This is a genomic window from Microcystis sp. T1-4 (assembly GCF_000297435.1).
GTDB lineage: Bacteria > Cyanobacteriota > Cyanobacteriia > Cyanobacteriales > Microcystaceae > Microcystis.
Genome location: NZ_CAIP01000009.1, coordinates 15,935 through 31,159 on the forward strand (window position 1 = coordinate 15,935; position 15,225 = coordinate 31,159).

A 15,225-nucleotide genomic window follows, 5' to 3' on the forward strand; every position below is an offset into this window, starting at 1 on the left:
TTATCCCCTCTTTTTTTATCTATCTCTGTTGGGTGAAATTGGCCAACATCTTGCTATAGTAGGAGGCAGATGGCAGCAGGAAAATTCTTATATATTTTCCTTCCAGATGGGAATCGTTACTTAGCTTCAAATTGGGCTTGTTTACGAAGTAATTCCCCGATGGTTAAATTGGGTTGGGGTCTGCCCTCAAAAACCGTTCCTACCTCAAATTTTTGCAACTGTACCCGTGCCAAATGATAGGCCTCATCGGGTAGGGGAATATAACCAATAGTATCTAATAAATTGGGAACTCGATCGAGATAATATTTGACAAATTTCTCTAAAGCGGGATTCTCTTGGGCTTTTTGGGCATTAACATAAATAAACAAAGGACGAGATAAAGGCTGATATTTACTATCCTCAACATTGCCGCGAGTTGGTTCAATACCGTTAACTTTTAACGCTTTTAATTTATCCCGATTTTGTTCATAGTAAGCGTGGCCAAAATAGCCTAAAGCGTTGGCATCTTGACTGACGGCATTAACTAAAGCTTGGTCATCTTCACTAAAATTAAAGTCCCCACGACTGGCATCTTTGCTGTTAATTACCTCACTAAAAAAATCGTAGGTTCCGGAATCTTTACCTGGCCCGTGAAGGGTAATCGGTCGGTCGGGCCAAGCGGGATTAATTTGATTCCAACGTTTGATTTTATTCTCGGCTGCTGGTTCCCAAATAGTTCTTAATTCTGTGGTGGAAATATCATCAACCCAGTTATTTTGGGGATTGACTACCACGGTTAAAGCATCAAAAGCGATCGGTAGTTCAATAAATCTTACCTTATTAGCATCACATTTTTTTAATTCTTCCACAGAAATCGGCCGAGAAGCATTATTAATATCGGTTTCTCCCGCACAAAATTTTCTAAAACCGCCGCCGGTTCCTGAAATATTAGCGTCAACTTTAACATCAGCCAAAGCTTTGTGGGGAGGATTGGCTTTAAAATCTTCGAGAACTTTGTTGGTAATTGGTGCTACGGTACTCGAACCATCAATTTTAATTGGTTTGAGGTCTTGAGGATTAATATTGGCACAGGCGGGTAAAATTAGAGCAGTACCCAGGACAATTGCCACTACTTTGGTGGGACGAGATAGCTGAGTAAAAATTTCTAGCATAGGTGTAAAAAGGAGAAAGTAAAAACGGGTATTGGGGAGACTTTTCAGTTATCAGTGGGGTAGTGGGGTAGTGGGGAGTTTTTTGCTGTAATCGGTAATCGGTGAACTGAAAACTCACATCGGGAGCATCCCACTTTTGCAATAAGAAATTGTACTTAGATGCGAAATGCTTAGATGGCAAGCCTTTTCGGGAGTTCATAGATTTTTAACGGTTCTCTAAATTGTGTGATTCAAACCAGAATCGTTACTACAAAAGCCTTCTCCCCCTTCCGAGCATTTATACTCATTACATAATTGGGATGCTCCCACTCACATCTGATAACTGATAACTGATAACTGATTCAAGGCTGAGGGATGATGACTAAAAACCTTAATCTTTTCTTTGTTGTTTTTACGTCACTACAATGATAGGGAAAGAGAAAAAACTAATCTAAACTGGAAAAGTCAGCGGCTTTACCCGCGACTTAAAACTAATGTTTAGTCAAAATAAATAGTAAAAGAAGAACGTAAGTTGGGTTGAAGCATGAAACCCAACGCCCGCATGGGTTACGCTACCGCTAACCCATCCTACAAATAATTGTGCCTCCCTACTTAAAACTAATGTTTAGTCAAAATAAATAGTAAAAGAAGTTGAGATTTTTGTCTAGTTATCGAGAAAATTTTTCTTGACAATACATTATGTTCTTTTATTCACTTCTTAACCTATTCTTTACCAATCCGTGGTAACTTTTAGCGTAAGATTTAAGGCAGTTTACGGATCAAAATTAATCCTATGGCCAGCAGAAACAAGACCAATTTACTAACAGCCTTATCCCTAGCGACTCTAACAGCGACTTTAACCGCTTGTGGGGGCGGCGATACGGCGGGAACCGGCGGAGAGGGAAGCAATAGAATCGCCCAGGTTCCTCTGCAAGGAGAGGTCGCTCTCAATGGTGCGGGCGCTTCTTTTCCTGCACCCCTATATCAAAACTGGTTTGTCACCATTAATCAACTATTTTCTAAACTGCTAATTAACTATCAATCTACCGGTAGCGGGGCGGGAGTCGAACAATTTATCCAAGGTACGATCGATTTTGGCGCTTCCGATGTGGCCATGAGTGACGAGGATATGGCCAGAGTTAGCCGCGGGGTTTTACTGCTACCGATGACGGCGGGAAGCATCGTTATGGCTTATAATTTGCCCGGAGTAGAAGGGCTGAAACTAAGCAGGGAAGCCTATGTAGGCATCTTTTTAGGCACGATTACCCGTTGGAACGATGCCAAAATTGCCGCCGATAACCCCGATTTAAAACTACCCAATCAAGAAATTACCGTAGTTCACCGGGCAGACGGTAGCGGAACAACGGGAGTTTTTACTAAGTTTTTAAGCGCCGTTAGTCCCGAATGGAAAAAAAGCATCGGAGAAGGAAAAGCCGTACAATGGCCGACCAAAAAAGGTAAATTTCTCGGCGGTAGGGGCAATGAGGGTGTAACTGCCCTAATTCAACAAAATCAAGGCTCGATCGGTTATATTGAGTACGGTTTCGCTAAAAATAATAACCTGCCCATGGCCGCCCTGCAAAATCAGGCGGGTAAATTTGTCATTCCCGATGAAACCAACGCCGCTGCTACCCTCGCTAACGTTGAACTGCCTGAAAATTTACGCGCTTTTATCGTCGATCCCCCGGGGGAAAATTCCTACCCCATTGTCACCTATAGTTGGATGTTGGTTTACAAAAAATACAACGATCCCCAAAAAGCTTTAGCTATGGAGGCGATGATCGAATTTGGACTTAACCAAGGACAAGAACAAGCAGCTCCCCTTGGTTATATTCCCCTACCGAAAAACGTCCGGGAACGAGTAGCCGCCGCTGCCGATGTCATCTATCCCGATTACACAATCAGGGTGGATTAGTCGCCGAAAAAATGTATTCAAAGTTACAATAGTAGTGGAGAAAGGCCAATTTCTCCCTTAGCTACCGCAAACTAGCTGGATTTAAACCCTAATCATGAGTGCGCCCACAGTTCCACCCGACTCAAATTTTAAAGAACGTCCAGAATCGGAAAAAATCCTTGATAAAGGCTTTGTTGGGTTAACCACCGCCTTTGCCATCGCTATTGGGCTAATTTTGCTCCTGATTGCTCTAGTTATTTTTATTCGGGCTTTACCAGCGATTCAAAGCTTTGGTCTGGGATTTTTGACCAGTAGTGCTTGGAATCCCGTGCGCGGTCGGGAAGAATTCGGAGTTCTGCCCGTTATCTACGGAACTCTCGTTAGTTCTCTGATTGCCCTCCTGATTGCTGTTCCCCTCGGTATCGGTTCAGCCATTTTTTTAAGCGAAGATTTTATTCCCTTAAATGCGCGGACAATTTTGGTTTTTCTCGTACAACTTTTGGCCGCTATTCCCAGTGTTGTTTACGGATTATGGGGTATCTTTGTATTGATTCCTATCCTCAGACCCCTTGGTAACTGGTTAAATGCTAATTTTAGTTGGATTCCTCTGTTTAGTACTCCTTTAGGGGGTCCCGGGATGTTACCGGCGGGGGTTATTTTAGCAATTATGATCCTGCCGATTATTATCGCTATCTCTCGTGACTCTTTGGCCGCTTTACCGCCGGATTTGCGGCAAGCTTCCCTCGGTTTGGGGGCCACCCGTTGGGAAACAATTTTTCGGGTATTAATTCCTGCCGCTTTTTCTGGGATTGTCGGGGGGATTATGTTAGCTTTAGGGCGCGCTTTAGGGGAAACCATGGCAGTAACGATGATTATCGGCAATTCTAACCGCATTAGTGCCTCTATTCTCGCTCCTGCTAACACGATCGCTTCCTTATTGGCTAATCAATTCGCCGAAGCCTCGGGAATGCAAGTATCGGCGCTCATGTATGCGGGTTTTGTTCTCTTGGTTTTGACCCTAGTAGTCAATATCTTCGCCGAATTAATCGTTAATCGCGTTAAAGCTAAGTATTAAGCCGTCAGTTATCAGTTTTGAGTTTTGAGTATTAAGTGTTCATCATCAAATGGCAGTTTACTGCTGTCTTTTCACTGTTCACTGATTACTGTTCACTGTTTACTGATTACTGTTTACTGTTCACTCTTCACTGATTACTGTTTACTGATAACTGATAACTGATAACTGATAACTGATATGGATAGTGCGAATTTAGGCAATAATCTCAAAAAGAAACCGAGTAGTCCTCGATCGCTATTGGGGACAATTATGACCGTTCTCTCGGCTTTATGTTTAGCTGTTACTGTGATTCCCCTCTTTGCCGTCCTAGGCTTCGTTTTTGTGCAAGGGGTGGGCCGTTTAAACGCCAATCTCTTTACCAAATTACCGCCACCGCCGGGGTTAGGAGGGGGAGGCATCGCTAACGCCATTTTAGGCACAATTATCGTCGTTGCCCTCGCTACGGCGATCGCAGTTCCCATTGGCGTTTTAGCGGCGGTTTATCTCTCGGAATTTAGCGGTGATAACAAACTTGCCCAGGGTGTGCGCTTTGCTACCAACGTTTTAGCGGGTGTCCCTTCGATTATTGTCGGGGTTTTCGCCTACGGTTTGCTAGTTGCGCCATTATTTGGCGAAGGAACAGCCCTTTTAGGCTTTTCTGCCCTTGCCGGTTCGATCGGTTTAGCGGTGTTAATGTTACCGACTATTATTAGAACCACCGATGAGGCTTTAAAAATCGTTCCCCAAGACATCCGCTGGGCGGCCATGGGTTTAGGGGCCTATAACTACCAAACCGTCCTAAAAATCGTCCTTCCTGCCGCAGTTCCCGCTATTTTGACCGGTGTTACTTTAGCAATTGCTAGGGCGGCTGGAGAAACGGCCTCTTTAATTTTTACGGCATTATTCTCTAACTTTTGGCCCCGGGGTGTCTTTGAACCGATTGCCACCCTTTCGGTCCTGGTTTTCAACTTTGCTACTGCCCCTTTTGCCCCCCAACAGCAATTAGCTTGGGCAGGAGCTTTAATTCTGGTGTTTTTGGTGTTGGTAACTAACATTTTATCCCGTTTAGCCACGCGCCAGAAAACCTATTAAGTCAAGGAAAAAGAACGTAGGTTGGGTTGAAGCATGAAACCCAACGCCCGATTATGTTACGCTATCGCTAACCCATCCTACAAATAATTGTGCCTCCCTACTTAAGTCAAGGAAAAAGTAAAAAGGGATATTTAAGTAAAAATCTACCTATCTTTCCAATTCCTCAATTATCCAAATTCAATTGAAATAATTTATGCTAACTAATTCTAACCCCCATTCTACAGGAACCGTTTTAAAGGTCGATAAGGCTGATATTTACTATGGTAATTATCGAGCAGTGCGGGACGTTTCCATCGATATTCCCAAAAATAGAGTCACCGCTTTTATCGGACCCTCTGGCTGTGGAAAAAGTACCATTCTCAGGTGTTTTAATCGTCTCAATGATTTAATCCACGGTTTTCGTATTGACGGCAAAGTTTTTTATCATAACCAAGATATTTACTCTCAAGAGGTGGATCCTGTCGAAGTCAGAAAATACATCGGTATGGTGTTCCAGCGCCCTAATCCTTTTCCCAAATCCATCTATGATAATGTGGTTTACGGAGCGCGATTAAATGGTTATAAAGGCGATTTAGATGAATTAGTAGAAACTTCCTTGCGTCGGGCTGCTCTCTGGGAAGAAGTAAAAGATAAACTAAAAGAAAGCGGTTTTTCCCTATCGGGGGGACAACAACAAAGATTATGTATTGCTCGCGCTATTGCCGCTCAACCAGAAGTATTATTAATGGATGAACCCTGTTCGGCACTGGATCCAATTTCAACTTTAAAAGTTGAGGAGTTAATGCACGAATTAAAAGAACGTTATACAATTATCATTGTTACTCACAATATGCAACAAGCCACCAGAGTAGCGGATTTAACCGCTTTTTATAACGCTGAACCCACCGATAAAGGTGGCAAAATCGGTTATCTAGTCGAGTTTGATCATACGGACAAAATCTTTAGTGATCCTCAAGAAAAAGCAACTAAAGATTATGTTAGTGGACGTTTTGGCTAAATCAGTTATCAGTTATCAGTTATCAGTTATCAGTTATCAGTTATCAGTTATCAGTTATCAGTTATCAGTTATCAGTTATCAGTTATCAGTTATCAGTTATCAGTTATCAGTATAAAGTGGCAAGTTTGGAGTTTTCTTTTCACTGATTACTGTTTACTGGTCACTGAAAAAAAACACCCATCTCCTTATTTCCTTTGAAAATTATGTATAGTACCGATGTTGTTACCGATGCGGTTTTGAGAACCAAAAACTTAAATGTTTACTATGGTTCTAATCTTGCTGTTCGTGATGTTAACCTTGATATTCCTGAGAAAAAAGCGATCGCTTTTATCGGTCCTTCTGGCTGCGGAAAAAGTACGGTTTTGCGCTGTTTTAATCGCATGAATGATCTAGTTAAAAGTGCCAAAATCGAGGGAAAAGTTACCTTTCGCGGTCAAGATATTTATGGTAATTCCGTTAATCCTATCGGGTTACGCAGTCGCATTGGTATGGTTTTTCAGAAACCGAATCCTTTCCCTAAATCTATCTATGAAAATATCGCTTTTGGGGCGCGATTAAATGGTTACATCGGTGATATGGATCAATTAGTGGAAGAATCTTTAAAAAAAGCCGTTCTCTGGGATGATGTTAAAGATAAACTCAAAGAAAGTGGTTTAGCTTTATCGGGGGGACAACAACAAAGGTTATGTATTGCTCGCGCTATTGCGGTTAAACCGGAAGTTGTTTTAATGGATGAACCCTGTGCGGCACTCGATCCAATTTCTACCCTAAAAATTGAGGAATTAATTCACGAATTGAAAACCCAATATACTATAGTTATTGTTACTCATAATATGCAACAAGCGTCGCGGGTTTCTGATTTAACGGCTTTTTATAATGCTGAACCGACCCCAAAAGGTGGTAAAGTAGGTTATTTAGTGGAATATGATCGCACCGAGGTTATCTTTCAAAATCCCGCTCAAGAGTCCACTAGAGATTATGTTAGCGGTCGTTTTGGTTAATTACTTTAGTCTTTTTGAGATCAATTATCGGGATGAGTTAATCAACTTGTTCTGATTTTTTCTTGTTATTATCTAATAAAACTACATTATTGAGCGTTTTGACTGACTTTAATTTGCAATAGGGTGGTCATCAACTAATTTAAATAACCAAAAATGTGAGAGATATTTGTTTAAGTTAAGCTTAATTAACCTAAACTTAAACTAAATTTAACCAAACTAAATCTTAACCTTAACCTTAAATTAACTAAAATAATTGATCATAATTTTGGGGTTTTATGTACAATCCAACCTGAGAGTTAATTTTTTTATTCCCGAATCAGCAATAATTAGCGAAATGAGTATGCAGAATTTCCAATTCAAACTAAATCGATGGACAATCAGCGCTGGTTTAGCGGCAGTAGGAGCGGCCCTAGCTCTCACCATCCCGGCGGTTAATTCCCAAAGCCGCAATACTATCAAAATTGATGGTTCTAGCACCGTTTACCCAATTACAGAAGCAGTAGCGGAAGAATTTCAAAAGATAAATCGTCAGACACAGGTAACTGTGGGTATTTCGGGAACAGGTGGCGGTTTTAAAAAATTCTGTGCTGGTGAAACGGATATTTCTAATGCTTCTCGTCCAATTAAGGATTCTGAGCGTCAATTGTGCGCTAAAAATGGCGTTAAATTCTTAGAATTGCCGATCGCTTTTGATGCTTTAACAGTGGTAGTCAATAAACAAAATCCCCTTAATAGCATCAAGGTTTCTGAACTGAAAAAAATGTGGGAACCCGCTGCTCAAGGCAAGATCACTAAGTGGAATCAAGTTAATTCTAAATGGCCTAATGCCAACCTAAAACTGTTCGGACCAGGTGCAGATTCGGGAACATTCGATTACTTTACCGAGGCAATTGTCGGTGAATCGAAGAAAAGTCGCACCGACTTTACCCCCAGTGAAGATGATAACGTTCTAGTGCAGGGAGTTATCAGAGATCGTAACGCTTTAGGTTACTTTGGCTATGCCTATTATGAAGCGAATAAAGGTCGTCTGAAAGCTCTAGCCATTGATAACGGCAAAGGGGCCGTACCTCCCTCAGCAGAAAATGTCAACAACGGTAAATATAATCCCCTTTCCCGTCCTGTTTTTATCTACGTTAATGCTAATGCGGCTAAACGTCCAGAGGTGAAAAGTTTTGTCGAATTTTTCATCAATAATGCTCCCAAATTAGTCCGGGAAGTTAAGTATGTTCCTTTACCCGCTAATGTCTATCAATCGGTAATGAGAAACTTTAGAAATAATAAAACAGGGAGTGTATTCGTTGGCCGAGATGTGGTGGGTTTAACCATCCAAGATATTGTCCAGCTAGAAGCTAAAGAATAGTTGCTTATCTGCCAATAAATGGAATGGGGAAGCGATTATCTTCCCCGTTTTTGGAGTTGAATTAAAAAAACTAGCAACTAGATATTTAAAGCATGACTAAACCAGAAATTAAATCAGAGAGTGTCTGGATTCAGGCAGCTACTCCCAAAAAGATTCGCAACCTCAAAGAAACTATTATTGAAGTTATTCTATTTTTGGCGGCTTTTTCCTCTGTTGCCACTACTATCGGCATTATGGAGGTTTTGATTGTAGAATCCGTGCATTTTTTCGAGAAAGTTCCCCTGATTCAATTCCTAACCGATACGGTTTGGAGTCCGCTTTTTGCCGATCCTCGTTATGGTATTATACCGCTACTTTCGGGAACCTTAACCACTTCGATCGTGGCGATGTTTGTCGCTGTTCCTTTGGGAACAATTGCCGCTATTTATCTTAGTGAATTTGCCCCCCCGCGTCTGCGAGAAGTGGTTAAACCTTGTCTAGAATTATTAGCGGCTATACCGACAGTAGTTTATGGTTATTTTGCCTTTTTAAATGTCACCCCTTTCCTACAAACTTTTTTGCCTGACTTACCTTCATTTAATATGCTCAGTGCTGGTTTGGTCATGGGATTAATGATTATTCCCCTGATTAGTTCCATCAGTGAAGATGCCATGCGTGCCGTACCTTTGACCCTCCGGGAAGGTTCCTATGCTACCGGAGCAACTCGTTTACAAACTGCTTTAAATGTGGTTTTGCCTGCCGCTATTTCTGGTATTAGTGCCGCTTATATTTTAGGAGTTTCCCGGGCCGTGGGAGAAACGATGATTGTAGCGATCGCCGCAGGATTACAGCCAAATTTAACCTTCAATCCCTTTAGTGAAGCGGCCACCATTACCGCTTATATTGTTCAGGTTAGTTTAGGCGATTTACCCCACGGTTCGATCGAGTATCAATCAATTTTTGCCGCCGGTATTATGCTAGTCATTTTGACTTTAATCTTTAATATTATCGGTTATTTCCTCGCCAAAAAATATCGAGAGGTTTACTAACCATGCAGCAAGAACAATTATCGAATTTAAGAGCTAATATTGAACGGCGCAAGCTGATTAGCACGGTATTTTCTGGCTTAGGGTTGTTGATTATTTTTGTTTCTACCCTAATTCTCTTTATCCTGATCGCCCAGATGATGATAGCAGGGTTGCCGCGCATTACCCCCCAGTTTTTTACTTCTTTTCCTAGTCGTCACCCTGAAGAAGCTGGTATTCTTTCCGCTTGGGTGGGAACCTTGCTAGTGATGTTGGTAACAGCTTTGATTGCGATTCCTCTCGGTATTGCGGCGGGAATTTATCTGGAAGAATATAGTAAGAAAAATTGGCTTTCAGCAATTATTGAGATTAACGTCACTAATTTAGCGGGTGTTCCCTCAATTATCTATGGTTTACTCGCCCTCGGTTTATTTGTCTATCAATTCAATCTCGGACAAAGTATTATTGCCGCCGGTTTAACCCTAGCTTTGCTGATCCTACCTGTGGTTATTGTCACCACCAGAGAGGCAATTCGGGCAATACCCAACAGTCTCCGGGAAGCGGCCTATGCCGTGGGAGCAAGTAGATGGCAAGTAGTGGCCGATCATATTCTTCCCTACTCCTTCGGTAGTATCCTCACTGGTGTGATCATCGGGCTTTCCAGAGCGATTGGAGAAACGGCTCCCGTGATTACTATTGGTGCGCTCACATTTATTGCCTTTCTACCCGATGCTCCTTTACAAGCAAATTTTCCCTTTATTAACTTTAATTGGCTGAAAGCACCCTTTACAGTTATGCCTATTCAGATGTTTAACTGGGTTTCTCGTCCAGAGCCAGAATTTGAAGTCAATGCGGCTGCCGCTGGTACAGTGTTGATTGTGATGACTCTCGGTATGAACGCTGTAGCTATCTATCTCCGCTATCGTTTCCGCAAAGGTATCAAATGGTAAACTCTATTTTTCCCTCAATGATGTCTAATATCAAAGAATTTCAACCAAAAGCCGAGGTGAGAAACCTTGACTTTTACTACGCTGGCACCAATAAACCCGCTTTGCGAAGTATCAATCTCACCATTCCCGAAAGACAAGTCACCTCTCTAATTGGCCCCTCTGGCTGCGGTAAAACGACGCTTTTGCGCTGTTTTAATCGAATGCACGACCTTTATGCCGCTAATCGCTACGAAGGGGGCATTTATATCGATACAGTCAATATTTTAGCTCACAAGGTCGATCCGATCGAGGTGCGGATGCGGATTGGTATGGTTTTCCAAAAACCGAACCCTTTCCCGAAATCTGTTTACGAAAATGTCGCCTACGGTTTGCGGGTTAGGGGTGAAAAAAAACGGGAGTTTATCGATTATAAAGTAGAACAAGCTTTGCGCGGTGCCGCTTTGTGGGATGAAGTCAAGGATCGTCTCAACACCAGTGCCTACGATTTATCGGGGGGACAACAACAACGTCTCTGTATTGCCCGCGCTTTAGTTACGGATCCTGAAATTATCCTCTTTGATGAACCCACTTCCGCTCTCGATCCGATCGCCACTAATAGTATAGAAGAACTAATTGGTAAATTAGAGGAAAAAGTTACCATTTTAATCGTCACCCACAGTATGCAACAGGCAGCCCGGATTTCTGATTACACAGCTTTTATGTATTTGGGTGAACTGATGGAGTTTGGACAAACTAAAATTATGTTTCAAGAACCAACTCACGAGAAAACAAAAGAATATATTAGTGGTCGATTTGGTTAAAAAATCGCAATTGTTTGGGGAGAGAAAGCAATTAAGCTGTTCGTAGGGCAGCAGTCAGCAGTCAGCAGTCAGGATTCAGGAGTCAGGAGTCAGGAGTCAGCAGTCAGCAGTCAGGATTCAGGAGTCAGGAGATAGGGTGATAGGGTTTTGGGGTGATAGGGTGATAGGGAAATTTCATCCAAATGCTCCACTCCCCCACTCCCCCACTTCCCCACTCCCTAATTCATAATTCATAATTCCCCACACCCCACACCCCACACCCCACACCCCACACCCCACTTCCCCACTATCCTATACTTTTTAAACAGGATTTAGTATCAATCATAGCTCCACAAAATTTCTAGAATATCGACCTATGGCCATTGTAGAAGAAATTGACAATTAGTACAAGTGTATAAAGAAAGCTTAACAATGCTCATGGGAGAATGGACGAAGTTTGAATATTCCTCGTCACTGACTTTCCCAGTGGGTAAAGTCTGCCGCAAATTGAGCTAGGGATAACAGCTTAATGCGGGTATCTTGAGCGACTTTTTGGCGCATTTGAGCGGTATTATATCCCCAATCGGCTAAATATAAGCCCACATCGTTTAAATCTGCTTGTTGCTCCACTAATTCCAACGCATCGAGACGATCCTCGACAAACCACAAATTGGCGGGGGATTCCGGTAAATCAGCCAGTATTTGCTGAATAGTCAGGTATTTTGGCTGTTTAATTTCCTTGCCAATTAATCTCGCCGCAGGAAAATTAATTGCTACTTTTTGTAACAATTGCTTGACAAAACGACTTTCTTTGGTGGTGATGATATAAACCAAAAAATCCGAGTCTAAAAGAGAGGCTAGGCGATCGATCGCGGGTTGATAAAATTGATGTAAGGCTAACCAAGACTCTAGATCCGACTCAATCCATCGATCTCTAAGACCATCGAGGGCATTTGAGAGAACTTTTTTCGCTATTTTCTCCCTTTCTAGCAGATTTTGCCGAATTGACGGCCAATTATTTAAAGCTTCCCCGTCGGGAATATCGAGAACGAGCGATCGCAACAGTAAAGGCATTTCCCAACCGGTTTCGATAACGGGACGAAGTTGCGAAAACCTCGGGAAAAAATCCTCGGGAATTATTTCCGGCCAAAGGGTTTCATAGGTGCGTTTGCTAATCTGAAAATACTCGATCATGCCATCACAAAGAACACCATCAAAATCCAGTGCTAGAATGCGGGGGGATTGATTCATAAATGCTGGTTTAATCTCAATAATGGCAGTATAGCGCAGCTATTAGCTATTCTTTGCTTCATCGTTCACATAACATAGCTGTCTGATGATTTCGGTGACAGAATTTTTCAATCCCTCTACATGAATCCAACCCACATATACAGCATATACAATATTTTGGTGATTGTCCTGTATATAAACATGATGAACACGATATAAATCTGAGCTTAAATAAATATAACCACTGGCATCTTTAAATTTACCTTCTAGTAATATTTTTTCTTTTAAAGATTTCATTTTTGCCAGATCTTTAGTCACTCCAGATATTTTAGCTATTCTTTCTATGGCAAGCTCAACACAGGTGTTATTGCCGTAACTATTGCCATTATTATAATCGTGCTGATCAAAATAAATTGTCTCTACGATATTTTTGGCCACTTTATCTGATGCTAGGTAATAGGTATGAGCATTAATGGAATTTAAGACAACGGCAGCAATTTCTACAGAATCAAAAATATTGCCAGTCGCTTCTAGATAATAATCGCTTATCAAAATCTTGGATACATCGGTTATAGAATCAAAAAGAGGACGAATTGGATAAGCGATAATATCGGAGGAATTGATCAGATTATTCCAGAGCAAACGCTGACTTTGATGCTGGGTAATAAATTTTAAAATTTGATTGGTATCAATGCCTAAAGTTAAATTTAAAAATGGGATCGGTGAACCCATTGTTGTTACACTAGATAGGGAAAGCTTCCCCCGTTCTTTACCGATAAGATCACGAATTTCATGAGCGGGATCCTTAGGATCAAAACGATCAGAAAATAACAGATCCCAAAGGATTACAGTACCCAAAGAATGGGCAACTATATGTAATTCGGTTTCCCGGGGGTGAGCTTGAACGAGATCGATTAATTGATCGGCAATAATGCGGCGAATTTGTTTTCCTCGATCACTGCCTAAATAGCTAAATGCGTCACCGATAAAATAAGATAAATACTCTTTTCTAAAATTTTGATAGCGAAAGGATTGCTCGGGATTAAAATTACTATTTTTCTGTTTTTGTGTCTGTAATTCTTGGTCGATATCTCGCCATAATTTTTCGGTTCCTTTGAGGACATTTCCCCAAAATCCTGCATAACAGTAGGGAATAATCAGATTTTTGCGTTTACATTCTTCTTCAATTAGTTTAATTAATTTATTGGCATAACTAGCATCTCTTGTGGCCACTCCATGAATAAAGTAAATCAGCATAATAGGTTGATCTCAATAAGCATTGATCGGAATCTCTTACCTTCTTAATATACCCTTCTAGCTTCAGAAAAATATCTCTCATGGGCAATTTCCCCTTTATAGTAATTGATTTAATCCCCTATCGTTCACTCAAAACTGCCTTTTTTCTGATCCAGATAGCGAGAATTGTCAGTAAAAGTCAACCCATCACTCCCCCTCAAGGATTTTTATCGATTCCAGTTAATCGATCATAAACCGTACAAGTGTATTTAATTAACTGGCCGACGTTTAATTTATCCTACTATTCCCCTGTTCTATGTCTCGTAGTCTTTCTAAAATTTCTGATTTATCCGAGTCATTTCTAATTTTCGAGTCATTTCTAATTTTATTGATCTCTTCATAAGTAACCTCCCTTATATCAAATAATAACCATATTAATCTTTCTCTCTTATCCTCGTCACTAAATTTTTCCCCGATGATAGCGTTTAATTTTCCTTGATATTTCTCTTGCGTTTCTTTTAGTGTAAAAAATCTACCAATTAATTCTTGGATGTATTCCTGAATAGTAACTATTTTAAAATAAAATCCAGACTTGATAGACATATATAGGCTGGTTTTCTTGTTTCCCAATTTCTTTTGGAAAGGCTCAATAATAGATGCTTGAAATTGTTTGTACAACCCTAATATCTTTTTGATCAGACTGGAGACAGGATTAATTGTTGATAAGCTAAATCCACCCATTACTTGGTCGATTTGTTCTAAATTAGGGTTTAAGGAACTAATAATAAAACCAAAGACTAGAGCAATGATTAAACCCACATATACATTATCCTCGATTGAGCTTAATAGAGAAAATATAAACTGAATAAAAAGGTATAAAAGTATTGATACAAAAATTTTGACAATTAATAAAAAACTGAAAGTCTTTAAAAAATCCTTTTTTAAATCGGGAAATAAATGACGAATCCTAAAAGCTGAGAAATAGGTACTTCCAGTTTCAACTGCTACTCCAATAATTATCGCAGTCACCACAAAAAGCCACCGATCTTCTCCCAGAAGTTTCCGTATTTCGCTAAAAAGATCGGTGGCGGCGGTTGTCTGAGAATCTACCAAAAATAGGTAATGGGTGAATGAACTGAAAAAAGGAAAATTATCTAATTCCGTTAGAACCTGACTACAAAATACCATTTACCCTGAGCCAACGAGTTTTCCAAGTGGGAGTAAAGATTTTGTAGCTTTCTTCTTTATTGACTTTGATATAGCCTTTGTCCGCTAGTTTTTCTAATTTGTCTTGTAAGTTAGCTTCTCCAATTCTATCTGTTTCAATTTCAAAGCTCAAGACAGTGGCAGCATTAACTTTGAGTAAATCAGATAAAAGAGACTTCTCCGCGGAGGTTAAATAATTGTCAGACTTAGCTGAAGTCCCAGAATCACCCTTATAAGTGTCATTGTCTTTGGACTTAGAAGGAAATATGTCAAGCATTCTGTTTTGTGTAGT

At 40.7% G+C, this 15,225-nt stretch carries 14 protein-coding genes and 1 pseudogene; 9 read left to right on the top strand and 6 right to left on the bottom strand.

The genetic code is table 11. The features are described 5' to 3' along the window. Positions 1–116 precede the first annotated feature (116 nt). Positions 117–1,151 carry a PstS family phosphate ABC transporter substrate-binding protein gene (locus MICAI_RS00395; RefSeq protein ID WP_008196114.1) on the bottom strand — a complete coding sequence of 345 codons (1,035 nt, stop codon included), beginning with the start codon at positions 1,149–1,151 and terminating at the stop codon, positions 117–119. 772 nt (positions 1,152–1,923) lie between these two features. Here MICAI_RS00395 and pstS point away from each other — a divergent pair. The 9 genes from pstS (at position 1,924) to pstB (MICAI_RS00445) (ending at position 11,282) form a co-directional block, all read left to right on the top strand. Beyond that, complete coding sequence (pstS, locus tag MICAI_RS00400) at positions 1,924–3,045, top strand: phosphate ABC transporter substrate-binding protein PstS (RefSeq protein ID WP_008196116.1); 1,122 nt, start codon at positions 1,924–1,926, stop codon at positions 3,043–3,045. Positions 3,046–3,139: 94 nt separating this feature from the next. Further along, a complete protein-coding gene (gene pstC / locus MICAI_RS00405) occupies positions 3,140–4,099 on the top strand; it encodes a phosphate ABC transporter permease subunit PstC (protein WP_008196118.1) in 960 nt (319 codons plus the stop codon). Between the two features lie 177 nt (positions 4,100–4,276). Further along, positions 4,277–5,170 (top strand): phosphate ABC transporter permease PstA, encoded by an 894-nt coding sequence (pstA, locus tag MICAI_RS00410; protein WP_008196120.1) that lies wholly within the window; start codon positions 4,277–4,279, stop codon positions 5,168–5,170. A 193-nt stretch (positions 5,171–5,363) separates the two neighbouring features. Then, positions 5,364–6,167, top strand: a complete 804-nt coding sequence (gene pstB, locus MICAI_RS00415; RefSeq protein ID WP_008196122.1) for a phosphate ABC transporter ATP-binding protein PstB — start codon at positions 5,364–5,366, stop codon at positions 6,165–6,167. Between the two features lie 203 nt (positions 6,168–6,370). Then, entirely contained in the window at positions 6,371–7,168 is a 798-nt protein-coding gene (gene pstB, locus MICAI_RS00425; protein WP_008196127.1) for a phosphate ABC transporter ATP-binding protein PstB, read from the top strand. A gap of 334 nt (positions 7,169–7,502) precedes the next feature. Continuing rightward, positions 7,503–8,528, top strand: coding sequence for a PstS family phosphate ABC transporter substrate-binding protein (locus MICAI_RS00430; protein WP_008196130.1), 1,026 nt, complete (start codon positions 7,503–7,505; stop codon positions 8,526–8,528). Between the two features lie 92 nt (positions 8,529–8,620). Next, positions 8,621–9,556, top strand: coding sequence for a phosphate ABC transporter permease subunit PstC (gene pstC / locus MICAI_RS00435; RefSeq protein WP_008196131.1), 936 nt, complete (start codon positions 8,621–8,623; stop codon positions 9,554–9,556). A 2-nt stretch (positions 9,557–9,558) separates the two neighbouring features. Continuing rightward, positions 9,559–10,482, top strand: coding sequence for a phosphate ABC transporter permease PstA (pstA, locus tag MICAI_RS00440; protein ID WP_008196133.1), 924 nt, complete (start codon positions 9,559–9,561; stop codon positions 10,480–10,482). Continuing rightward, positions 10,476–11,282, top strand: coding sequence for a phosphate ABC transporter ATP-binding protein PstB (gene pstB / locus MICAI_RS00445; protein ID WP_081504635.1), 807 nt, complete (start codon positions 10,476–10,478; stop codon positions 11,280–11,282). The genes pstA (MICAI_RS00440) and pstB (MICAI_RS00445) overlap by 7 nt, the downstream gene beginning before the upstream one ends. 450 nt (positions 11,283–11,732) lie before the next feature. On the opposite strand, the gene MICAI_RS00450 is transcribed toward pstB (MICAI_RS00445), so the two are convergent. The 5 genes and pseudogenes from MICAI_RS00450 to MICAI_RS00465 form a co-directional block, all read right to left on the bottom strand. Then, on the bottom strand, positions 11,733–12,512 hold the full coding sequence (locus tag MICAI_RS00450; RefSeq protein WP_008196136.1) for an HAD family hydrolase: 780 nt from the start codon (positions 12,510–12,512) through the stop codon (positions 11,733–11,735). Positions 12,513–12,554: 42 nt separating this feature from the next. After that, entirely contained in the window at positions 12,555–13,748 is a 1,194-nt protein-coding gene (locus tag MICAI_RS00455) for a hypothetical protein (RefSeq protein WP_008196137.1), read from the bottom strand. Positions 13,749–13,926: 178 nt separating this feature from the next. Further along, a pseudogene (locus MICAI_RS26705) lies at positions 13,927–14,019 on the bottom strand (CPBP family intramembrane glutamate endopeptidase); the annotation flags it as partial. Further along, positions 14,016–14,915, bottom strand: coding sequence for a hypothetical protein (locus tag MICAI_RS00460; protein ID WP_008196142.1), 900 nt, complete (start codon positions 14,913–14,915; stop codon positions 14,016–14,018). The gene MICAI_RS00460 and the pseudogene MICAI_RS26705, both read right to left, overlap by 4 nt. Next, entirely contained in the window at positions 14,902–15,210 is a 309-nt protein-coding gene (locus MICAI_RS00465; protein ID WP_008196144.1) for a hypothetical protein, read from the bottom strand. Before MICAI_RS00465 ends, MICAI_RS00460 begins: the two co-directional genes overlap by 14 nt. Positions 15,211–15,225 lie beyond the last annotated feature (15 nt).